Origin of the sequence: Nostoc sp. DedQUE05, assembly GCF_034530955.1 — a bacterium.
Taxonomy (GTDB): domain Bacteria; phylum Cyanobacteriota; class Cyanobacteriia; order Cyanobacteriales; family Nostocaceae; genus Nostoc.
In genome coordinates this window covers 36,559-57,225 of record NZ_JAVRCB010000034.1, presented here as the reverse complement: position 1 = coordinate 57,225, position 20,667 = coordinate 36,559, and the positions used below count along the sequence as shown (strand labels likewise).

19 protein-coding genes and 2 pseudogenes are annotated in these 20,667 nt (G+C 39.0%); 12 read left to right on the top strand and 9 right to left on the bottom strand.

Going from position 1 to position 20,667, the window contains the following annotated elements:
* From RMZ42_RS23455 to RMZ42_RS23420, 8 genes and pseudogenes are all read right to left on the bottom strand, one after another.
* Positions 1–526: pseudogene (locus RMZ42_RS23455) on the bottom strand (hypothetical protein); the annotation flags it as partial.
* 781 nt (positions 527–1,307) lie between these two features.
* Positions 1,308–1,589 carry a hypothetical protein gene (locus RMZ42_RS23450; RefSeq protein WP_322673676.1) on the bottom strand — a complete coding sequence of 94 codons (282 nt, stop codon included), beginning with the start codon at positions 1,587–1,589 and terminating at the stop codon, positions 1,308–1,310.
* Positions 1,582–1,815 (bottom strand): hypothetical protein, encoded by a 234-nt coding sequence (locus RMZ42_RS23445; RefSeq protein ID WP_094352841.1) that lies wholly within the window; start codon positions 1,813–1,815, stop codon positions 1,582–1,584. The genes RMZ42_RS23450 and RMZ42_RS23445 overlap by 8 nt, the downstream gene beginning before the upstream one ends.
* A 366-nt stretch (positions 1,816–2,181) precedes the next feature.
* A pseudogene (locus tag RMZ42_RS23440) lies at positions 2,182–2,640 on the bottom strand (ChaB family protein); the annotation flags it as partial.
* A gap of 231 nt (positions 2,641–2,871) precedes the next feature.
* A complete protein-coding gene (locus RMZ42_RS23435; RefSeq protein ID WP_322673675.1) occupies positions 2,872–3,411 on the bottom strand; it encodes a Dps family protein in 540 nt (179 codons plus the stop codon).
* A 250-nt stretch (positions 3,412–3,661) separates the two neighbouring features.
* On the bottom strand, positions 3,662–4,018 hold the full coding sequence (locus RMZ42_RS23430) for a hypothetical protein (RefSeq protein ID WP_322673674.1): 357 nt from the start codon (positions 4,016–4,018) through the stop codon (positions 3,662–3,664).
* Between the two features lie 540 nt (positions 4,019–4,558).
* The gene (locus RMZ42_RS23425) at positions 4,559–5,659 is read right to left on the bottom strand and encodes a glutamate-cysteine ligase family protein (RefSeq protein ID WP_322673673.1); all 1,101 of its coding nucleotides are present in this window, start codon (positions 5,657–5,659) and stop codon (positions 4,559–4,561) included.
* 22 nt (positions 5,660–5,681) lie between these two features.
* Positions 5,682–5,810 carry a hypothetical protein gene (locus RMZ42_RS23420; protein ID WP_322673672.1) on the bottom strand — a complete coding sequence of 43 codons (129 nt, stop codon included), beginning with the start codon at positions 5,808–5,810 and terminating at the stop codon, positions 5,682–5,684.
* Between the two features lie 234 nt (positions 5,811–6,044).
* On the opposite strand from RMZ42_RS23420, the gene RMZ42_RS23415 reads away from it, so the two are divergent.
* The 4 genes from RMZ42_RS23415 (at position 6,045) to RMZ42_RS23400 (ending at position 10,733) form a co-directional block, all read left to right on the top strand.
* Positions 6,045–6,722 (top strand): Mo-dependent nitrogenase C-terminal domain-containing protein, encoded by a 678-nt coding sequence (locus tag RMZ42_RS23415; RefSeq protein WP_322673671.1) that lies wholly within the window; start codon positions 6,045–6,047, stop codon positions 6,720–6,722.
* Between the two features lie 334 nt (positions 6,723–7,056).
* Complete coding sequence (locus RMZ42_RS23410; protein ID WP_322673670.1) at positions 7,057–7,836, top strand: DUF928 domain-containing protein; 780 nt, start codon at positions 7,057–7,059, stop codon at positions 7,834–7,836.
* A gap of 84 nt (positions 7,837–7,920) precedes the next feature.
* Complete coding sequence (locus tag RMZ42_RS23405; RefSeq protein ID WP_322673669.1) at positions 7,921–10,140, top strand: adenylate/guanylate cyclase domain-containing protein; 2,220 nt, start codon at positions 7,921–7,923, stop codon at positions 10,138–10,140.
* 287 nt (positions 10,141–10,427) lie between these two features.
* Positions 10,428–10,733: a hypothetical protein gene (locus tag RMZ42_RS23400; protein ID WP_322673668.1), complete on the top strand. Its 306-nt coding sequence runs from the start codon at positions 10,428–10,430 to the stop codon at positions 10,731–10,733.
* A gap of 426 nt (positions 10,734–11,159) precedes the next feature.
* Here the strand turns inward: RMZ42_RS23400 and RMZ42_RS23395 are convergent, their stop codons facing one another.
* Positions 11,160–11,609 carry an orange carotenoid protein N-terminal domain-containing protein gene (locus tag RMZ42_RS23395; RefSeq protein ID WP_322673667.1) on the bottom strand — a complete coding sequence of 150 codons (450 nt, stop codon included), beginning with the start codon at positions 11,607–11,609 and terminating at the stop codon, positions 11,160–11,162.
* Between the two features lie 472 nt (positions 11,610–12,081).
* On the opposite strand from RMZ42_RS23395, the gene RMZ42_RS23390 reads away from it, so the two are divergent.
* The 8 genes from RMZ42_RS23390 to RMZ42_RS23355 all read left to right on the top strand — a co-directional run bounded on the left by RMZ42_RS23390 (position 12,082) and on the right by RMZ42_RS23355 (position 20,662).
* Positions 12,082–13,788 carry a D-aminoacylase gene (locus RMZ42_RS23390; protein WP_322673666.1) on the top strand — a complete coding sequence of 569 codons (1,707 nt, stop codon included), beginning with the start codon at positions 12,082–12,084 and terminating at the stop codon, positions 13,786–13,788.
* 198 nt (positions 13,789–13,986) lie between these two features.
* Positions 13,987–14,925, top strand: a complete 939-nt coding sequence (locus RMZ42_RS23385; protein WP_322673665.1) for a hypothetical protein — start codon at positions 13,987–13,989, stop codon at positions 14,923–14,925.
* A gap of 298 nt (positions 14,926–15,223) precedes the next feature.
* Positions 15,224–16,018 carry a hypothetical protein gene (locus RMZ42_RS23380; protein ID WP_322673664.1) on the top strand — a complete coding sequence of 265 codons (795 nt, stop codon included), beginning with the start codon at positions 15,224–15,226 and terminating at the stop codon, positions 16,016–16,018.
* 157 nt (positions 16,019–16,175) lie between these two features.
* On the top strand, positions 16,176–16,589 hold the full coding sequence (locus tag RMZ42_RS23375) for an Mpo1-like protein (RefSeq protein WP_322673663.1): 414 nt from the start codon (positions 16,176–16,178) through the stop codon (positions 16,587–16,589).
* A complete protein-coding gene (locus tag RMZ42_RS23370) occupies positions 16,573–17,577 on the top strand; it encodes an aromatic ring-hydroxylating dioxygenase subunit alpha (protein WP_322673662.1) in 1,005 nt (334 codons plus the stop codon). The genes RMZ42_RS23375 and RMZ42_RS23370 overlap by 17 nt, the downstream gene beginning before the upstream one ends.
* A 260-nt stretch (positions 17,578–17,837) precedes the next feature.
* The gene (locus RMZ42_RS23365) at positions 17,838–18,578 is read left to right on the top strand and encodes a hypothetical protein (protein WP_322673661.1); all 741 of its coding nucleotides are present in this window, start codon (positions 17,838–17,840) and stop codon (positions 18,576–18,578) included.
* 5 nt (positions 18,579–18,583) lie between these two features.
* Positions 18,584–19,636, top strand: coding sequence for an aromatic ring-hydroxylating dioxygenase subunit alpha (locus RMZ42_RS23360; protein WP_322673660.1), 1,053 nt, complete (start codon positions 18,584–18,586; stop codon positions 19,634–19,636).
* Between the two features lie 120 nt (positions 19,637–19,756).
* A complete protein-coding gene (locus RMZ42_RS23355; protein WP_322673659.1) occupies positions 19,757–20,662 on the top strand; it encodes a ferritin-like domain-containing protein in 906 nt (301 codons plus the stop codon).
* The last annotated feature ends 5 nt before the right edge of the window (positions 20,663–20,667 follow it).

The following is a 20,667-nucleotide window of genomic DNA, read 5'->3' as shown; positions in this document are numbered from 1 at the left end:
TAGTGCCATTATTTGGATACTGCTGGGTTCCGGTAGTACCATTATTTGTTCCACTAGTGCCATTATTTGGATACTGCTGGGTTCCGGTAGTACCATTATTTGTTCCACTGCTGCCATTATTTGGATACTGCTGGGTTCCAGTGCCATTATTTGGGTACTGCTGTGTTCCAGTACCATTATTTATTCCACTAGTGCCATTATTTGGATACTGCTGTGTCCCACTAGTACCAGTTCCACTACCACTAGTGCCATTATTTGGATACTGCTGTGTCCCACTAGTACCAGTTCCACTACCACTAGTACCATTATTTGGATACTGCTGCGTTCCAGTGGTAGAATCACCTCCTGTAGATTGCCCTGCTTGAGAGTACAATCTATTACCTATGGGGGCTTGACTAGTCTCCAAATTTCTAGAGATGGGTTGGGGCAGAGCGTATACTGGAAGACTTATTAAAGCACCAGTACTAGCAACTCCCACGAGGCTAGCAAGCATTTTGAGCAAATTTTTACTGTGGTTTAAGTTCATTGGTATCTCCTGAGCCTGAGTTTGAAGTTAAATGGTTCTTATGCTACTGTTTCTAAGCAATTTGTTGAAATATAGAAGAAGTTTTTCTATTTTTCAACTCCAAGCAAGGATCTAAATCAAAAGTATTGAGCCGATAAGTTGTTATTTAATTAACTAAGTTAGCTGAATTTATTTTCTTAACCTTCTGCCTAAAGTATGGTCTGGTATTAAATTAATTTGTGATGTTCTAGACAGTATTTGTTTAGTTAATTATTAATTAATCTCTTTCTTTAGATATATGTTTAATTTACTAGTTTGCTTACTAAAAAATAATGTTTTAAATTTCATATAGCCTTTCCTAATCTAGCGAGCCTTAACCTCACTCCTAACCTCTCTCTTTGGTAAAGCTATCTATTACCCGAATCGTGAGTTTTTATTTTTACTAAAGAGTTATATATTTTAAAATAAGCTAATTAATATTTTCCGAAAAAATCGGATTTTTTTTGTTTATAATCTCATCAATTTTGACAGTTATCGAAAAAGGCAGAGGGCAGAATGAATAGTGTCTTCTGCTCTCTGCCTCATGCCTTCTTCAATTAGATAACTTGAGAATCCTTTTTATTTTTTATTAGTAAATAAAATGCGTTTGCCCTGCCACTAACTCTAGATAAATTGTTATTGTTGTTTATTGTCTTTTTGAAATAAATGTGCGGAGACGTTGTAATACTACGCCTCTACATCAGCCGTGCAAATTATCTTATCTAAATCGTATTGGTTTTTAGTTAGCTGGTGAATAAACACGTCAATTATTTTCAAATCTAGTCGAACAACCTAACACAAGTAATTTCTTCTGCTTACGCTTCTTCTTATTTTTGAGAGTAATCAAATAATTATCAACGTAGCGAAAAGCAGCTGCACCGTCGTAATCAGCAATGGCTATAGCTTGCAAGAAAACCTTTGAGGGAATTTCAAACCCTAAATATTTTTCTGTTAAGATTAATAAATCTTCATCTGTGGCAGGAAAGGTAGTTTCTTCTGTATCTTCAGAATCAGAAAATATATCATCAATTAATGCTTTATACACTTTGTACCTCCCCAAAAGCATAAGATGCAAAGCCTGTAATGAAATTTAGCTGCTGATCGCGAGTTTGTAAGTTAACTGGGAGTTCAGTACCAGCACATCCGATTTCCCGTAAAATTTCCAAACAATAAGCACCGAGTTGAGTGTATGGAGCTTGCTCTAATTCTTGAGCTACTTCTAGAGCCATCTCCAGATTGACTTGGATAACCGTCTTTACAGGGTTGGTCATAAATCCGCCCTCATAAACTGGATGCTCTAAGTTTTGATCGCAAACACAAATAGCGTAACGGTGTTTTTGCGGAATTTATGAAGAGGGAAAATTAAAGTATCAGCGCATTTGCGGTAATGTACCCAAAATTATGCAAACCAGACCCAGAGTAGGCAATTTCTATCTAAGTGCGATCGCCTGCCATAATACGTATAAATATCTACAATTATTCTCAGATTATTGCCAATATACTTACTTTTTGTGGGGTAAGCCACAAAACCCACCCCACAATATTGGATAATTTATTTGTTATAAATCCCTGATATCTAGTCTTGCACAGTAGTTTAACAAGAAAGGCAAAAGTCAGTGTTTCAACTCCTGCCTTCTTCAGGCTTTGACCTTAGCTTTAGACCAGACACCATTTTCATCTTCTTCATATTGTTGGTGAATAGTCTCCCAAGCAGCTTGTTCGGCTGTGAACTCGTCACTTTTTTCATTGAGTACAGCATTATATCGTTCAATGAATGTACTCTGAGCTTCATCAGAAAGATGAGCGCGAACTTCAAAAGACAAGTCTGCTGGACTGTTGCACTGTCCAGAACAAGAACGATCCAGAGTTTTCTCAATCGTGTTAATTTCTTCGCCACCAGCACTTTCGAGCAGCAATTGAAATTCGCCAGTGCGATCGCTTGGGACTTCTGCCATCACGAAAAATTCGCCAGCTTGTAAGCGAGTTTGGTAGATAGCCGCTTTATCTTCTGGCATTCCCAAAGTAGTCAGAACCGATACTAGACCGGCACCTGCACTACCTGCGATCGCTCCACTAGCAGCCCCCAAGAGCACTGCACTAGACAGATTCCCCAGTATACATAAATGAACCAGCCGCGTAGGCGGAATTTCCGACTTGAGCGGACTGGCGTTAAGTGGGATTGGCGCATGAACCAATTTTCAATTCCCAAATTGGCAAGGTGAATGAGTAGATCCAGGCAGATTAATTCTTTCACATCAATTGAGGGAGGAATCGCTCCTCCCTCAATTGATTTCACATACAGCCTTCCTGAACTCAGATGTTATGAGCTATACACCTACGGGAGTCTTAGCCCCTGCTGCTGGCTGTCTGCCATCTGCATCTAGTGCCTCGCCTTCAATAAATGAACGCAGCATCCAAGCTATTTCTTCATGCTGTTCGAGTAGTCCAGTCAAAAAGTCAGCAGTTCCTTGATCGTGGAAGTTTTCACTAGACTGATCTACATGGTCTCTCAAATTACGAATAACCTGCTCGTGATCGTCCACTAAATTAGCTACCATCCCTGTTGCTGTGGGCACATTACCACCATGTTCCTTGAGGGTAGCAAGATTGAGAAATCCTTCCAATGTACCAACTGGATAACCGCCCAAAGCGCGAACCCGCTCTGCCAAAGCATCAATATTTAGAGTCAGCGTTTGGTAGTGTTCTTCCCAAAGCTGGTGCAAAGAGCGGAACTGAGGGCCAACGACATCCCAGTGATACTTTTTGGTTTTCACCAGCAGTAAATAGGCATCTGCTAAATCCTGATTCAACAGATTAATTACACCTTGACGCTGTTCGTCTGTCAAACCAATGTTTATCGCACGCATTATTTTCCATCCCTAAGCAAACTTATTTATTAACTTGCCAAATTTTCCATATAATCCGCATCAACCAAAGGAAACATTATTGAGTTTAGATTAATCATCACATTTCATAGCTATACTTACACCTTAATAGGGATGAACATATTTTTATATTTAATTTCAGTTGCGATCGTCACATTAAAAAGTAGTAATGGGTCATTGCATGAAAGCCGTGACCCATTACTACCAAAAAATTACCAAGGTATTAACTCTGTTACTTACCTGTAACTTTTTCTAAGAAACTCTTTGCTTTTTCTTCTACAGAGGTAGCACCCTGTGAATTTTCTGGACGCTTCTGCTTGTCGATATCAGCGGCTCCCTGAACCTCATTAAGTCCTTCGTTAGTCTCCTTTTGAGTCTTTTCCAATCCTATCGGTGGTTCTTTACCGGCTTCGTCAGTTTTGCGCTGAATGTCAAGCAGTTGTGTAGTACCTTCTGTGGGATTACTTTGGTAGCTATCGATTGCAAAAGCAGGAAAAGCATTAGAGAATAATACTAGAGCACAAGTAAAAGCTACTACTAAAAAACGTACTGGACGGAAAATAGATAAAACAGAAGTAATCATCTTCATTTGAAATCCTCGATAACAGCTTTAACAACGCAGAACTTTTAGTGAAGGAGCGAAGCATATACCTTTACTTACTCAGCAATTTTAAGCAATAATAAAACTGCAAAGCTCCGCTTCAATTTAGAAGTTCTTGAAAAACGAACCTGACGAAGAGATTTTTTGTATTTCTGCATCGAATTAGTAAGGGATAATAAGCAAATACCACCTTAATTCTTTAGCAAAATTATTAGATTTCATAATTGAAATCCTTCATTTCAGTTCCCTGTTTACACTTGTACTTTGAAAAAGCTAGGGTATGCATCAATCTCTAGAATGAAGTTTACTACATCTTTAGTTATAATAAAATCAGTCTCTAGGTATATCGACTTAATCTAGTTTTTTCAAGCTAATGGCTATACTATTTATGTTCAGTTAGCTGGACTTTATCAAATTAAAGTAATTGAAGGAAGATGCACCTTAGAGGACATTTGTAAAGTATCAATTTATATAAATACTGTGCTTAATCCCCTTTAATAAGTAAAAGGAGAAAAATAAATCTTTTTTTTAAATTTGATAAGTCTGCCTTATAACCTCTTCTATTGAATTTACGTGATGAAATATTTCTATTAATTCATGGGATCTTGTTTTTCGCTTTTCCAGCAGCATTTTTAAGGGCGTTAAATAACGAACATCTGGGTCATCTCCTAAAGCAACTTCGGCTGCTTGGAAGATTTTTGTCGCATTTTCAAAAATATCTTCGTTTTCAAACGCTTCTTTTGCAGAAAGTTGGTGTAACGCTGCATCGGGTACAGTTGCTCTACCCAGTAAGGTTTTATCTAACACCAAACCTTTCAATAATACCAGCAAAGCCGCATAGATTAAAAAATTATCACAACTATCACAAGCCTTAAATTCGATGCGTCCCACTTCCGCCGGAATCCGAGCAATTTTTGTTAAGGCAGGTATGCTATTAATAAGTTGTTCTTCTTTTTGGACAAAAACCAGAGTAGCCGGTCTTTTGCCAGTTCTGATAAATGTTCGTACCGATAGTCCATCCCATAAACCTCCATTATAAAAGGGAGAGCTATAACTAAAAGGAACGATATAGGGACTGTAATAAGTTAACTTTCTGCCAATATCAATTACATCTTCAGTTGGCAAATCTGCCACAGAAATATTTAAATCTGGCCCATAAGATACCATGTGAATATTAGCAGTTTGTTCCTCAGGATAAGCTTCTAGCTGTTTAATTTCATAATTGTTTAATGGGGGTTGAGGCTCAAAAGCTGGATGGTAGGGATTAAAACTCACCAAAACTGGTGATAAGCCAAAGTCAGCGGCAACCTGACGTAGCAAGTTAAAACTTTCTGATAATTCAGTAATAGCGCCTAGAATATTAGAATGGATAGTTGTTCTAATTTCAATACCTTTAACATGACAGTCTATGACTTCATCAGAATCCGCAAATCTTTCAAATCCCTCAATGTACCATCTCTTCATCTTAATACCCGCATCGCCAACGCGGAGTTGAGGATAATCACTAGGGTATGTAGGTAGCCTTGCAATAATTTGATTGAAATCAGCAAATTTTGTGTGGGAGAAATCAGCAAATTTTCCCTCATTGTTCAAAAACGCAACTTCATGTTCAATGCCAAAGAAAAACATTATATACCTTAATTTTTTAGAGTTAACCTAATTTCACTAATGCCAAGCGATCGCAATTCCATAGAGAAGCAAGTAACATCAGTAAACGATTCATTAGAGAAAAGCGTCGGCGATATTTAGCTGGCAGATTCGCATACTTAGAAAACTCCATGATTCTGTAGCGTAAATTACAGTCTTTAACCTGATAAATATTTGAGATACTCCAATTAAATTTACTTTAAGTAGAAAAATTCTCAATAATGGTACAAATGAATTTTACCTTAAGACCGACTATTGCGATTTGAAAACTTCTCTGATTTATTTTTCTGTGCTGCTTCCACTATCTTCATAGTCACTGGTTAGGGTAGCGTAGTAGTGACTGAGGAAAGCTTGAGACATAGAGTTTATGACAAGTACCGTTCAATCCCCATACAGCAGCGAACAGATTGCCGCTTGGTTGCGTGGACTGCTTACTATTGCTTGGGCTGATGGTAATTTTGACGATCGAGAACAGGAATTAATTGCCAGCATCACCGAAAATGAATTAGCTCCTAAGATTAAATTTGACTCACTAGAGGTAATTACGCCAGAGGAATTAGCCGCAGCGTTGGGTAAAGGTACACCAGCTGCCGAAAATTTCTTAAGGACAGCGATAATGGTAGCGATCGCAGATGGTACTTATTCTCCCAGCGAAGATGAGGTTCTGCAACAGTTCTGTCAAGCTTTGGAACAGCCAGAGAAGTTACTCGAAGCCCTTCGCCCCACTCTGGAATACCCAGAGCAAATTACCCCCACTATCGCCAGCACAGGGCTGACAAAGCGTCAAATCAATGCCCTACACTCTCTGCAAGACTGGCTTGATGGGCTAGATATCCAAGACCCAAGAGTAGCCCGCTTTTTGTGTAAAATGATTCCCGCCCAGTGTCCCTTTGAACGGGATGTCACCCTATTTGGACGCAAGATTGTGCATATTCCACCGATGTGTAAAATTAACCCGTTATATGAGCAACTGGTAGGCTTACGTTTCCGCGCCCTCTCCTATTTAGCAGATAAATGCGGTGAAGATGTATCGCCATATATTTGAGTAGGGAGTGAGAGTGGGAGTGGGGAGCAGGGGACAAGGGGGCAGGGGAGCAGGGGAGCAGGGGAGCAGGGGACAAGGGGGAGAATAAAAAATTACCTCTTTCTCCTCTGCCCAATGCCCAATGCCCAATGCCCAATGCCCAATGCCCAATGCCCAATGCCCAATACTTCGACTCCGCTCAGTACAAGTGCCCAATGCCCAATACTTCGACTCCGCTCAGTACAAGTGCCCAATGCCTAATAAATAGTTCTGTAGTTGAGTGAAAAATCTAACTCTGCTTTTGGGAATACTTGATTTATTCACCTGACTAATCTAGAACTCAGGCATTATCAATATGAAAGGGATTAAACCATCTCTATATTTTGTACCCTTTTCCTTACCTTTGTATTTGCTTTCTGCTTTAACAGCACAGGTACAAGCTCAGTCGTACCATGCCAATAAAACTTGGCAAATTAGTCAAACATTTAAACCACCACAGCGGGGAAAACTTCCCGCAAGTGCTGGTGGTTCTACCCGTGGTAGCTCTTGCCTAAAAGGCAAACAACTAATAACTCCCTTAATACCTCCAGATAAATTAGGGCTGACATTTGCTCAACATCCAACATTTTTCTGGTATATACCTCCATCTCAACTCAAAACAGCCAAGTTTCTGCTCTTGACTGAAGACCAGAACGTATTTTATGAAACCTCTTTTACACTTCCAAATAAATCGGGAATTATTAGCTTTAAACTTCCTGACAGTGCCCCTGCACTCGCTGTAGGTAAAACTTATCATTGGTATCTAACAATTATTTGTGATAATCAAGACAAGAGTGAAAATCCGACTGTAGATGGTTGGGTGGAACGCACTCAACCAGGAGCAACTTTGTCAGAGGCATTAGCAAAGGCGAATTTGTACAAATTGCCCACTATCTATGCAGAAGCTGGAATTTGGCATGAAGCGCTGACTAGTTTGGTGCAGCTACGCCGGACTGAGCCGAATAATTTCAAAGCGAGGTTGGATTGGAAACAATTTTTCAAGTCTGTAGGTTTGAGTGCGATCGCTTCCGAACCATTGATTGATTGTTGCACATTTACGAAACAAGGGCACGGCGCATTGGGCAGAGGGCATTAAGCTGAGGAAAAATTCTTAACTCCTAACTCCTAACTCCTAACTCCTAACTCAGCACTCAGCACTTAGCACTCAGCACTAAATATTATGTGGACAAAGCTGAAACCGCACATTTGGCAATGGCGGGGTGTTTTACTTGCTGTTCCCAATATTACAGCCCTGGTGATTGCAATACGCTTGACTGGATTACTGCAATTGTTGGAATTGGCAGCACTAGATCAATTTTTTCTCCTTCGTCCAGGAGAGTCGGCTGATACCCGCATTGTCATAGTTGAGATTAATGAGGCAGATGTCCGCAAGCAGGGACAGTGGCCTATGCCTGATGGAAAACTTGCTAGTTTGTTAGAAAAAATCAAACAGCAAAAACCCAGAGCGATTGGTTTAGATATTTATCGTGATTTACCTGTAAATCCCGGTCATCAAGACTTACTTAAGGTGTTTAAGTCTACTCCTAATTTGATTGGAGTCCAAAAAGTCTCTGATACTATTGATAGTTCGGCGGTTGATTCATCTCCAGAACTGAAGAAACTTAATCAAATTGGGTCGAATGATTTACCCATAGATGGAGATGGCAAAATTCGACGAGCATTATTGTACGTAAATTTAAATAATGACGAGATTCTGGAAAGTTTTGGGTTAAAACTGGCATTGTTGTACTTGAAACCTGAAGGTATTACTGCCAAGCCATCGGCAACTAACTCTAATTACTTGCAGTTAAATCGGGGTATTTTCCCGATTTTTGAAGCTAATGATGGAGGTTACGTCCGAGCTGATGCCGGGAGTTATCAAGTGCTGTTGAACTACCGAGGACGGATACAGCAGTTTACTAAAGTATCTCTTACCGAAGTGCAAGAGAATCTTATTCCAAGAGATTTAATGCGAAATAAGGTGGTATTAATTGGTGCTACTGCTGAGAGTTTGAAGGATCTATTCTATACACCTTACAGCAGTAATGTCTTGACTGACCCAGAACGAATGGCGGGTGTGACAATTCATGCTAATTTGATTAGTCAAATTTTAAGTACGGCGATGGAAGGCCGTCCATTGATTAAGTGTTTACCTGAGCCGCTAGAATGGCTATTAATTTTAATCTGGTCAATGATTGGTGCTAGCTTGTGTTGGCTGCAACGCCACAGTAGCAACCAGAAAACCCTCATGGCTATTAGTGTTTTGTTGGCAGGTGGCGGTTTAATTGGTGGTAGTTTTCTGGCGTTTTTGCTTGGTTGGTGGATTCCCGTTATACCTTCATTGCTGGCTTTTGGAGGTTCTGCGATCGCACTTACTCAGTATATTGCCCAAAGTGCTACCGAGATGCGAAAAACCCTCGGCCGCTATCTAACTGATGAAATCGTCGCCAATATCTTAGAAACTCCATCTGGGTTAAAGCTAGGAGGAGAACGCCGAAAGGTTACAGTTCTCGTATCTGATTTAAGAGGATTCTCGGCTATTTCTGAACAATTGCCCCCGGAAGAAGTAGTAAAGATTTTGAATCTTTATCTGGGAACAATGACAGATGTGATTAACCAGTATAAAGGCACGATTAATGAGTTTATGGGTGATGGGATTTTTGTGATATTTGGTGCGCCAATTAGTCGCAAGGATGATTCTGAACGAGCGATCGCTTGTGCGATTGCGATGCAATTAGCAATGCAGCAAGTGAATGAACAAAATCAGCAAATGAATTTTCCAATTCTGGAAATGGGAATCGGTATTAATACAGGCGAAGCCGTAGCGGGAAATGTTGGTTCTCAAAAACGCGCTCAATATACAGTTATTGGCAGTCATGTTAATTTGGCTGCTCGAATTGAATCTTATACAGTGGGAGGACAAATTTTAATTTCCGAAAATACCTGTAAGGATGCCAATATTGACTTACAAATTGCTGGGCAATTACAAATAGAACCCAAAGGCATAAAACACCCTGTGACAATTTGTGAAATTCGTGGCATTGGTGGTAAATATAATTTATTCTTGCCTAAACATGATGAAGAAACGATCGTTCTTACTCAAAAAGTACCTGTAAAATACTCCATTTTGCAGGGAAAACATGCAGTTGGAACAGTATTTATGGGGGAATTGATTAGCCTCTCAGAAAAAGGAGCGCAGCTGCGATCGCCACATTCTTTAGAACTCTTGAGTAATCTCAAACTCCAGTTATTGATTGAGGCAGAAATGGCTACAGAAGAAGATATCTATGCCAAGACGATCGAACAGTCTAATGTTGACGAGCATCTTTTTCTGCTTCGGTTTACAGCAGTTCCCCCAAAAGCTGACGCAATTCTCAATGCACTGCGTCAGCTAGGGTGAGATTAAAGCATCAATCTTGAAATGGTAACAAATGGAGGTGTATCTAAATAGGGTAAACCGAAAAAGTAAGTAGTTTAGCTTTTTCTAAAACAGTAACAATTGTTGCTGATACAACCAAGCGATCGCGGTAAGATTTTGGACTTAAGCCCGATCCAACTCCAATAACTCATAATTTTCAACGAATAATTAATAATTCGTAATTTCTGCTATGTAGCAACTCACTTGAGTTCTGGAGTTCAAAATATGATTTCTTCTAAAACTGAGATTCAATTACATCCTAAGAACAAATGACAAACGGAAACAAATTTCAAAGATTAGTAGAACTTGCAAATGATTATGGAATTATTTGCGAACCAACACCTGAAGAATGTTTGATTGCATCTTTGCCTGGAGACGATGATTTCTTATTAGCTTTTACTTGGTCTGGTACAGTTGAGGGAGAGCCGCCAGAGCATGAATTAATCGCAGTTAGCGTACAAGATATAGTCAAAGAAGTTACCGTTGCAGCTTGGCAGATTCCTTTTTATTTATTCGGAAACGTTTTAAGGCAAGCTCAGATGCTTGTCGCTGCCCATAAAGATTTTGTTAGCTAAAAGACAAGCTACATCTCAAAACTGCTATCCCTGTCAACTGTTTGTGGCAGGGATTTTTATTTCAACTACTGCTTTAAAGATTTATAAAATATTTTCTGTTGAAAGCTTAAAAAGATCGCTCAAAGTGTACCTGATTATAATGCGATCGTGCGCTTGGAAAAAAATGCGACAAATAAAGCATTTGTAGAGACGCGATGAATCGCGTCTTTACCCAAGGATGTGTTCCAATCATTACAATCATTAATTGAGTTCGTATAATCAAGCGGACTTGATAAAATTTGCATCAAAACTACCGCAAAGATGAGCATCTCTGCGGTAGTTCTAAGTTAAGGTCTATTAAAGTAAAGCAAAAATAGCCAAGTCTAGCTTAATTTGGTACTTTGAGTTATCCTTAATTCTAGAAAGTTTGAGAGTTGTTGGACTTGACTAACCCATTGTTTCCACTACACTCAACATGAAATTAATCCGTTGCTCAAACTCTAGATTTTTAATCAACGCGACAAATTCATCCGTTTCACCAGGTAGTTGATAGTCAGAGGGCACTTGAATTATGCTTCCATCCTCCATTCCTTGTGCCAGCAGAAACCAAACGTCTAATTTGGCATTGGGACTTAGACTATTATAGGTTTGGCTGATATCGTTAGCTGCACCATTAATAATGTCGCGTTGTGCTTGCAGTTGCTCTTCTTTTGACAAATCCAGGAATTTGTCAAACACTGCTTTAGCAGGCGCTTCAACGCTTGGAGGAGGTGCTGGTTGTAGCTGCTCTTTAAGATCGAGATAACCGAACCAAAGTAGGGCTAGTTGAGTATCTACATCAAAGCGTTGAAAAGTTTCTAAAGCTGGTCTTGTTGCTTCATCAATTGTGTAAGTCATAAAAACTCCAACTAAGTTAAAAGTATTCTGCTTTCAATACTTCATACAACTTAACGAACAAATATAGATAGATAACCCTACTTAGGGTAGGTATAGGACTTATTACATAAGACAGATAGAGATAACTGAAATTGCTAGTTACAAAAATGCCTGTTTCGATGTATGTAAAAGCTAAGTAACGTCTGTGACTTTAAGAGGATGTCTAAAAAGTTTTTTTGTATACACCTACCTTTGGAGATCCCCCTAAATCCCTCGATAAATTGGGGGATTTTAAAACTATTATTCTCCCTTTTTTAAAGGAATTAGGGGGAATCAACAAATATTTGAGACTTCTTAGGCACCCTCCAAGCGATCGCTTGAAGGGGTTCTTGATTATGTAGTATAAGATGTAGCAATGAATATTTGCGTCATACTGTAGTGCGATGGCGTACCCGCCCTTTCCGGTGGCGACATCAAAGGAAAACAAACAATCATGTTAGATTTGCTGATTCAAAACGGGTTAATTTTCGATGGCTTAGGCTCTCCACCTGTTCGCAGAGATATCGGCATTCAAAACGGCCACATTGTCACCCTCACACCCTCCTTAACTACCCCAGCGCGTGAAGTGGTTGATGCTTCTGGGTTATGGGTGACACCTGGATTTATCGACATTCATACTCATTACGATTTAGAGTTAGAAATTGCACCAGGATTGAGCGAATCAGTGCGTCATGGTGTTACCAGCGTTGTTATTGGTAACTGTAGCTTGTCTGTTGCGATCGCCCAACCCCAAATCCTAGCTGATATTTTTCAGAGGGTAGAGACACTTTCCCATCGACTGATTGCAAAATGGCTACAAAAGTCGGTTTCCTGGCAGACACCAGCAGAATATTTACAGCATTTGCAACAGTTACCCCTTGGCCCCAATGTTGCCCCAATGTTTGGACACAGTGCTTTACGCGCTTATGTGATGGGATTAGAACGCAGTTTAACCGTTCAGCCGACAAAATTTGAACTAAAACTTATGCAGCGCATAGCCAGAGATGCAATAGATGCTGGTTTTATTGGCATCTCTATTGATATGTTTCCTTGGCATCGGATGAGTGGAGAATGGCAAGGTTGTACAATTCCCTCTCAACACGCCAAATTTAAAGAATATGCAATGTTAGCAGATTTATGTCGGCATAGCCAACGTGTTTTTCAAGTCACGCCCAACTTACAACGACTTGCTTCCTTTGTAGAAATTCTGCGTATGGGTTCAGGAATTGGACAAAAACCACTGCGGCTAACTGTCCTCTCAGCCTTAGATGCCGTACACGATCGCAAACTATGGCGAATATTTTCCCCACTACTTTTTATTTGGAATCGGCTTCTAAATGGGAATGTCCGCTTTCAAACCTTAACGGAACCCTTCACCATTTACTCTGATGGATCTGTGACTCCCTTATTTGAAGAATTCTCCACAGGCGCACAACTCAATGGCTGTCAGTCACGAGAAGAAAGACAACAACTATGGGCATCGGAAATGTTTCGTCGTCAGTTTCGCCAAGAATGGCTGAGTAAACGGCGTAAATCATTCCATCGTCAGTTAGATTTGATCGAAGTTATTCACTGTCCCGAAGCAAGTTGGCAAGGGTTAAGTTTTGCCCAAATTGCTCGTCAAAAGCAACAAGAACCAGTGGATTTATTTATCCACGCATTACAAAAATATGATACAGATTTACGCTGGGTGGCGACAGGAGCGAACGATCGCCTAAAACCCCGTTTAGCGATGATGCAGCATCCGCATATTTTGCCTGGTTTTACCGATGCTGGCGCTCATGTTCGTAACCTGGGCTACTATGATGGAGCTTTATCTTTGCTCAAACAAGCAGTTGTAACGAAATTCCTTTCACCGGAAGCTGCGATTTGCCGCGTTACCGGAGAACCTGCTGGTTGGTTTCGTCTTGATACGGGAGTTATCAAAGTTGGTGCGAAAGCGGATATAGTTTTACTCGATCCTAATGCTTTAAATCAGCCAATTAGCCCGCAGGTGCAGATATCAGATCCAGTTTTAGATGGTGAACCTCGGATGGTTAAGCGTGGTTCGGATGAGATTGTGCAAGCTGTTTATATTAATGGGGTTCGGGTTGTTTGTCGGGGGAAAGTGAGCGATCGCTTGGGGCGTGAAAAGTTGGGAACTGTTTTGTTTCCTTGTTGAATTATCTCACGCAGAGACGCAGAGGCGTAAAGAGAGGTTTGAGACTTTAGCATTGAATTGCTTTTATTTGACATCAGCAATGACTTGCCCAATATCTTGTACATTGAATGTCATTAATAGCATTAAGTGACAAAGAAGGAAATTAGATAATATTTTTTACTTGGTAAGATAATGCTATTCACTAGCAAAGAACATATTATGAGTTATTCCAGAGGATCTTTTGACCTTGTTGGTCACAATATTATCTTTATTCCAGAGGGATATATTGATCATCTACCACCAATTAATAACATTATCATTAAAGCCACTCATCCAGAAGAACAATGGATTGAAGATGTTACTGAGCAAATTGGCGATTGGCGAGCAAAACTTAGAAGTACTTACATTCGTTGGTCTTTAGCAATCAATGGTTTACATGTAGCAGCAGAAAAATATGCTGATCCAGAGTGGGCAAAGCAACATAGATTTGTTGTGGAATCTCTACGTCCAGATGATAGCGTGATTGCTAACTGGGATGGTCAAACTGCTTCAGAGGCACACCGTAAAACAGTACCTATGTTGACAGCATTTGGAATTATTGACTTATATGCAAATCTTGAAGAAGTAATTTTTTCTCTGTACCGTACATATCTCAACTACCATCCCAACAAAATTCTTGAAGGTGATGATTTTAAAGAGCTTCGGCAGTTGCAACGACAAGCAAAGACAGATGCTTCACAGCGTGCAGTTTGGGAAAAGGCTTGGCAAGAACAACTCAATAGGTGGCACAGAAAGAAGCTTTATGATGGACTTGGTAAAGTATTTAAGGCATTTTGTAACAGCGCAGCTATTAAGGCTCCATCAACTTATGAACACACAACAGTTGAAACGTGGGCAGAGTTTATTGAAATCATAGCGCTTTTACGTAATGCACTTATTCATGGTGCAACTACTGTTTCTGAAGAATTGGCTGCTGTATGTGCTAGACCGTATGCAAGTACGTTTGATTTTACAGAGGGAAAACCTCTAGTAATTAATCTTTACCATCTTCAAGGAGTAGACTTATTTTGTGAGCAATTATTGACTGCCCTCAATCTTTCACTACTCGAACTTGTTTATGGATCTGTAGGGAAAAATTACTATACCTACGGTGGGTAAAGCGATCGAGTAATGACTTGTAAATTTAAACCGTGAAAAATTATTCTATTCTTATGAATTTAAAACTCCAGACCGACGACAATGACAAGCTACAGGAAAGCACTAGTATAAACATAAATAAAGAAACAGAAAAGGAAAAAGTTCTATGTTATCATTGTCAGCGCACTGCTACGAATGGTATTAAATGTAAGGGTATTTGTGTAGCTGATAATGACTATTAAGGTATAAATTTTATGTCTTGGCTAAGTTGAGTAAGCTAGGATATAACAAAATCTTTACTTTACAAGCTAGGCTACAAATGATGGACGAAAAAAAAGGTATCCCAATATATCTAGATGAAGCTAAACGTAAATTTGCCGAATCGACCTTAGAGGAAGTAGAAGTCACTGCTTGGCATCCATCCAATCCTCCAGCAATACACCTTTGGCGATGCTTTGAGACGCTGAAGGATATTGAGAACTTGCTGAAAGGGACTGCTATCCTTACCAGTGAGGAAGAACGCCGACGGCGTATCAAAATACTAGTGACACCTCTATATTCACTTTGTATAGCTATACGAGATATTTGCAACTATTTAAACTCATCTCAAGAGATGAGAAGTCAATTTAATAAAGCTCAAAGAGCAGAGATTAGTAAACTTCTCAATAATTTTCTAAAAGTTGTTCCACTTGACGAAACGAGTGCTATTCGAGGTGTGCGAGATCAACTATCAGCTCATGTAGACAAATTGATGCCTTATGAAGCTAAAAGTATTTTTGATAAAGCTAGAAATCATGAGATTGGCACTTGGTTACATGAATGTATTATTACGTTGAGTCAATTACTACCTCTTGAAGTCTTTGGATGGACTACAGATGACTGTCCTGAAGGTTACTTCCGTGTGATGAGTGTAGAACCTTGGTTAGTTACCTTCAAACTTGAGAATGGTGAGCCAAGTATGATTGCTGGGCTTCATATTGCTACATCACCTAAAAAATTAGTCTTAGAAACCTGCGATGAAGTTGTAAAAAGCTCACAGTGGATGTTTCGTGCGGAAGATCCGCGTCTTATTTCTCTTAAAGAAGAGTTTAGTGATTCCTCTGAATCCTTATAACAAGTGCGTTGCACAGAAATAAAGGAACTTATTTGTACTTAGTTTAATGTTATTTATATCCTATTAATACGATGGCTATCTGTGTTAACACTGAGTTATTGATAGAGCGATCAAAATCTTCGTACTAAAACAAGGATTAATTCTAAAAGGTTTTGATATGAGTTATAATCCTCAACAAGATTTGAAAAATCGGATTAATAATAAAATTAAAGATCATCCTTTTACAGACTATTGGGATATTTTTATTCTTAAACATCAACATCCAATTAATATTACTCTACACATTCTAGGAATATTATTTTTTTACAGTTTACTCTTTTATACTTGGAAATTGCAAAATTTTTGGTTACTCTTAGGATTACCGTTAACTCAATTATTGGGATTATCTGGACATTTTTTATTTGAGCGTAGCCATATTGATTTACAAGATGCTGTATTTTCTTGGCGGGCATCTTATTGTTTAGGTAAAATGTTATTTAGGATTTTGACGGGTAAATATCGAGATGATATTCGCCAGCGACAGGAAATATTAAATAATTATTTATCAAACAATTATGAAATTATTCAATAATTGGGATGTAATTGCTAAGGGTTGGTATATTGCCTGTGCTAGTCATGAAATCCCTAAAAAAACAGCAAAATCTGTAGAAGTATGCGGTCAAAAAATTGCCATTTTTAGAGGTGAAGATGGACAAGTACGGGCTTTGGATGCTTCTTGTCCTCATTTGGGGACAGATTTAGGAATTGGGAAGGTTGATGGTAATTGGATTCGCTGTGCATTTCATCATTGGGCATTTGATGAAACAGGGCTTTGTCAAAATATTCCCTGTCAATCAGAAATTCCTACTCAAGCTAAATTACAAGCTTATGCAACAGAGGAAAAGTATGGATTTATCTGGATTTACCCAGATGCTAAAGCACCAGAGGGAGTGGCTGATTTTGATGAATTGAAGGGAAAAGAAATTGTTGCACAAGCTGATATTGCATTTGCCAGAAGTTGCCATCATCATATTTGTATGATGAATGGGATTGATGCTCAACATTTAAAAACAATTCATCATTTAGATATCAAAATGGATTTGTCGCTACATCGCAGCGAATTAGGCACACAAATAGACTTTACAATGCGGGGACAATTCCCTCAAACTACTTGGAGAGAAAAGTTAGGTCAAAGATTTCTTGGTTCTACATATCAATATTCAATGCGTTATGCTCATGGTTGCATTGGTTTGTTAACAATGATGAAAGATGTCAGGCTTTTTCCCCCACTGTATATGATATATGCTTATACTCCAATTTCATCTGGAAAAACGATAATTCAACCGATTTATGTAACTGAAAAACGTCAAGGTATTCTAGGGTATCTGCAAAGTCAATTTTTGTTATTCTGTACTCGGTTAGCTTACTATATGCTCAGAGATGAGGATGGCAAAATTTACGATAATATTCGCTTTAATCCGAAGTTGCTCCTTAGTATCGATCGGCCATTAGCTGAATATATGGAGTATGTAAATCAGCTAGAACCGTCTCGATGGTCAAAAAATAGGGGTGTAAAATAGTAGACTGGGTTAGCGATCGCTTAACTCAACAAAAGCTTTGATAATGTTGCGTTTTGTTTCTCAATCTAAATACATCTTAATTATTTTGTAGAGTAGGCGATTTCCATTAACTCTTATTGAGAGGGTGCAAGATGTGAATACGGAATTATAACGTAAATAACCATTCTGGAATCTGTCACATTACACCGTAAATTTACCATAATGGTCGATAAAGTTTTAATTAAATATAATACAAATCGAATTTAAGTAATTTACGAGTAATGAAGAGTTTGCTGATTCCTGTTCAAAATTTGCAGCGAAGCGATCGCACCGCCATGTATGCGTTGCTGCAAAATCACTTTCAAGGTATAACCTGGGATGGCTTTAAAATCGATCTAGAGCGCAAAAACTGGGTTTTGTTGTTAAGAGATGAAACATCTAATATACTCAAAGGATTTTCAACTTTGATGTTATGTCAAAAGACTTTTTTGGGAGAAAAAATTAGTGTGGTATATTCCGGCGACACTATCGTTGATCCTAGTGCTTGGTCGAGTACAACACTACCACGTAGTTGGATTGCCGCTATTAATTTTCTTCGTCAACACTATGCAGAAAATAAACTTTACTGGCTGCTAATTTGCTCTGGTTTTCGCACTTATCGTTTTCTCCCTACTTTTTGGCAAGATTTCTATCCGCGTTATGATGTTACAACACCTGCCGATGTTACAAATCTGATGGTGAGTTTAGCACGCGAATACTATGGTAGTTTATACCAAGAATCAACTGGTATCGTCAATTTTCCGCATCCCCAAATTCTCTGTGAGGAGTTAATTGAAATCCCCACAGGAAGACAGATTAACCCCCATATCCAGTTTTTTGAAGACAAAAACCCCGGCTATAGATTAGGTGATGAATTAGTTTGTTTAACTGAAATTAACTATGACAATCTCACTCGTGCTGGAAAACGGATGTGGGAGTCAAAATCATCGTTACAAGTTGTGCAAGATTGTGTCGTCATTTAACTTTTATGGTATCTAAAAACCCACAATCAAACTTTAACAACCCAACACAATTTATAGAGGGATGGTACTGGGCATTAGCATCCAAAAAATTAAAAATTGGCAAGGTAAAAGCTATAACTTTGCTAGGTAGAAATCTGGCAATTTATCGGGGAGTTAGCGATCGGGTAGTAGCTATAGATGCTTATTGTCCACACATGGGCGCTCATTTAGCAGAAGGTAAGGTAGAAGGTGATGGAATTCGCTGCTTTTTTCATAATTGGAAGTATGACAGTCGCGGAATTTGTGTAGATGTTCCTTCTCTGGGAAAACCGCTACCTGTGTGTATTAAAACTTGGCATACAGCGGAAAAGTACGGCATGATTTGGGTTTGGGTAGGAGAAGAAAAGCCAAGTTCGCTGCCTTTTGTACCAGAACTAGAACAAACAGATTGCGATTACATATTGGGGACTAAATTTGTCAAAAACTGCCATCCCAATGTCTTACTAATTAATGCAATTGATGCTCACCATTTCAATACAGTACACAATTTACCTTTAGAAATTGTATTTGATTCTCAAAACCTCAACCCTAGCGCTATTACCTTCAGTAACACTACACGCGGAGGGGATGATTCCTGGTTAATTCGCCTGATTCGTCCTCTATATCGCAACGAAGTTACTTATAGTATGTGTTACTGGTATGGCAGTACTGGCACTGTGACGCTAGGCCCGGATTTCCTGCACTTCTACATTATATTTACACTGCGAATGATAGAAGGTGGTAAAACTGAAGGGCAAACAATTCTTGTCACTCCTAAGCGTCCAGGATTTTGGGGATGGATTTTAAATCGTGGTTTATTATGGTTAACTCAGCAAGTTGGTAATTACTTTGCCAAAGGGGATACACAGGTATTTCAGACAATTCAGTTTGATTTAAAGACTCCCACTAAAGCAGATCAATCTATTCTGGAATTTATTCAGCACGTTAATCACCAGAAAGCTTTAACCTGGGGAACTTGGGAAACTGTTAATTATCCAAATATTCAAACCCTATCAATACCTAATAGTAATTCGCTATGAAGATGCAATTAATTATTAAACGAACCGCCAAGTACGCCAAGAGAGAGAAGGAGTAATTATTAAGTGTAAACTTACGGAGAATTAGTATAACCCTGAATTCACTTTAATTGAACAAAAAAAATGGATTTAAAATATAATATTGTTGGTTTTGACCTACCACACACAGATTCTGATGACCGTTTGCGACGGATATTGACAGCAGCATTACCCAATCAGAATAATTATGATAATTATCCACAATTAAATTATTGGAATGCTGATTTTTTTAACTTACATCAAGTCAAAATTTTTCAACAATCTAATATTACTGAACAATCTGCTATTCTAGAACTTGCCAACCGCAGCCTGTTAGAAGAATCATATTTCATCGAGAAAGCAGGGGTTGGCTACATGGCAAAAATGGTACTGTTAGCAGAAACAGTTGAAGAACGAATGCTTTATGGATTGTTTACGGCTGATGAAGCTACCCACCTTCACCAAATTAGCCATTTTTTACCAGAAATGGAAGTAACTAATACGGACGATCCGTTTTTGCGCTTACTATCAGAAGTGGTTGAAAGTGCAGATAAAACAGTTTTATTGTTTGTCCTGCAAGTTGTTTTAGAAGGATGGGGTTTAAGCCATTATCGGCGTTTAGCTAAGGAATGTCGCCATCCAGCTTTAGCAGAACTTTTTTCCAGTTTTTTACAATCTGAATCCCGTCATCATGCTACGGGAACCACCTTGTTTAATCAAATTACTGTTTCAGCATTCAGTCAAACAACAATTCTTGATGTATTGGCACAGTTTTTGTTTATGGTACAGGTGGGGCCGCAAAGTTTACTTATAGCAATCGAACAAGTGAAAGGACATCTGACGCGATCGCAAAAAATCCAAGTTTTAGAAGAACTAGATACAGAAACCCACAGTGGAACGCGATTACAAATATTGCGATCGCTCATGGGGGGAACATCAGCCCAGTCTATCCTGCAAAATTTAGAAGAACGCGGAGCTTTTGAACCACTCCCCGCCCATCAATGCGTGTAATAAAT

Bases quoted from the DNA above. Each gene is read 5' to 3' on its own strand.
- RMZ42_RS23360 (WP_322673660.1), top strand. From the start codon at position 18,584: ATGGTATCTAAAAACCCACAATCAAACTTTAACAACCCAACACAATTT.
- RMZ42_RS23435 (WP_322673675.1), bottom strand. From the start codon at position 3,411: ATGCGTGCGATAAACATTGGTTTGACAGACGAACAGCGTCAAGGTGTA.
- RMZ42_RS23365 (WP_322673661.1), top strand. From the start codon at position 17,838: ATGAAGAGTTTGCTGATTCCTGTTCAAAATTTGCAGCGAAGCGATCGC.
- RMZ42_RS23405 (WP_322673669.1), top strand. From the start codon at position 7,921: ATGTGGACAAAGCTGAAACCGCACATTTGGCAATGGCGGGGTGTTTTA.
- RMZ42_RS23425 (WP_322673673.1), bottom strand. From the start codon at position 5,659: ATGTTTTTCTTTGGCATTGAACATGAAGTTGCGTTTTTGAACAATGAG.
- RMZ42_RS23375 (WP_322673663.1), top strand. From the start codon at position 16,176: ATGAGTTATAATCCTCAACAAGATTTGAAAAATCGGATTAATAATAAA.
- RMZ42_RS23410 (WP_322673670.1), top strand. From the start codon at position 7,057: ATGAAAGGGATTAAACCATCTCTATATTTTGTACCCTTTTCCTTACCT.
- RMZ42_RS23390 (WP_322673666.1), top strand. From the start codon at position 12,082: ATGTTAGATTTGCTGATTCAAAACGGGTTAATTTTCGATGGCTTAGGC.
- RMZ42_RS23430 (WP_322673674.1), bottom strand. From the start codon at position 4,018: ATGAAGATGATTACTTCTGTTTTATCTATTTTCCGTCCAGTACGTTTT.
- RMZ42_RS23415 (WP_322673671.1), top strand. From the start codon at position 6,045: ATGACAAGTACCGTTCAATCCCCATACAGCAGCGAACAGATTGCCGCT.
- RMZ42_RS23380 (WP_322673664.1), top strand. From the start codon at position 15,224: ATGATGGACGAAAAAAAAGGTATCCCAATATATCTAGATGAAGCTAAA.
- RMZ42_RS23445 (WP_094352841.1), bottom strand. From the start codon at position 1,815: ATGACCAACCCTGTAAAGACGGTTATCCAAGTCAATCTGGAGATGGCT.
- RMZ42_RS23355 (WP_322673659.1), top strand. From the start codon at position 19,757: ATGGATTTAAAATATAATATTGTTGGTTTTGACCTACCACACACAGAT.
- RMZ42_RS23400 (WP_322673668.1), top strand. From the start codon at position 10,428: ATGACAAACGGAAACAAATTTCAAAGATTAGTAGAACTTGCAAATGAT.
- RMZ42_RS23420 (WP_322673672.1), bottom strand. From the start codon at position 5,810: ATGGAGTTTTCTAAGTATGCGAATCTGCCAGCTAAATATCGCCGACGC.
- RMZ42_RS23395 (WP_322673667.1), bottom strand. From the start codon at position 11,609: ATGACTTACACAATTGATGAAGCAACAAGACCAGCTTTAGAAACTTTT.
- RMZ42_RS23370 (WP_322673662.1), top strand. From the start codon at position 16,573: ATGAAATTATTCAATAATTGGGATGTAATTGCTAAGGGTTGGTATATT.
- RMZ42_RS23385 (WP_322673665.1), top strand. From the start codon at position 13,987: ATGAGTTATTCCAGAGGATCTTTTGACCTTGTTGGTCACAATATTATC.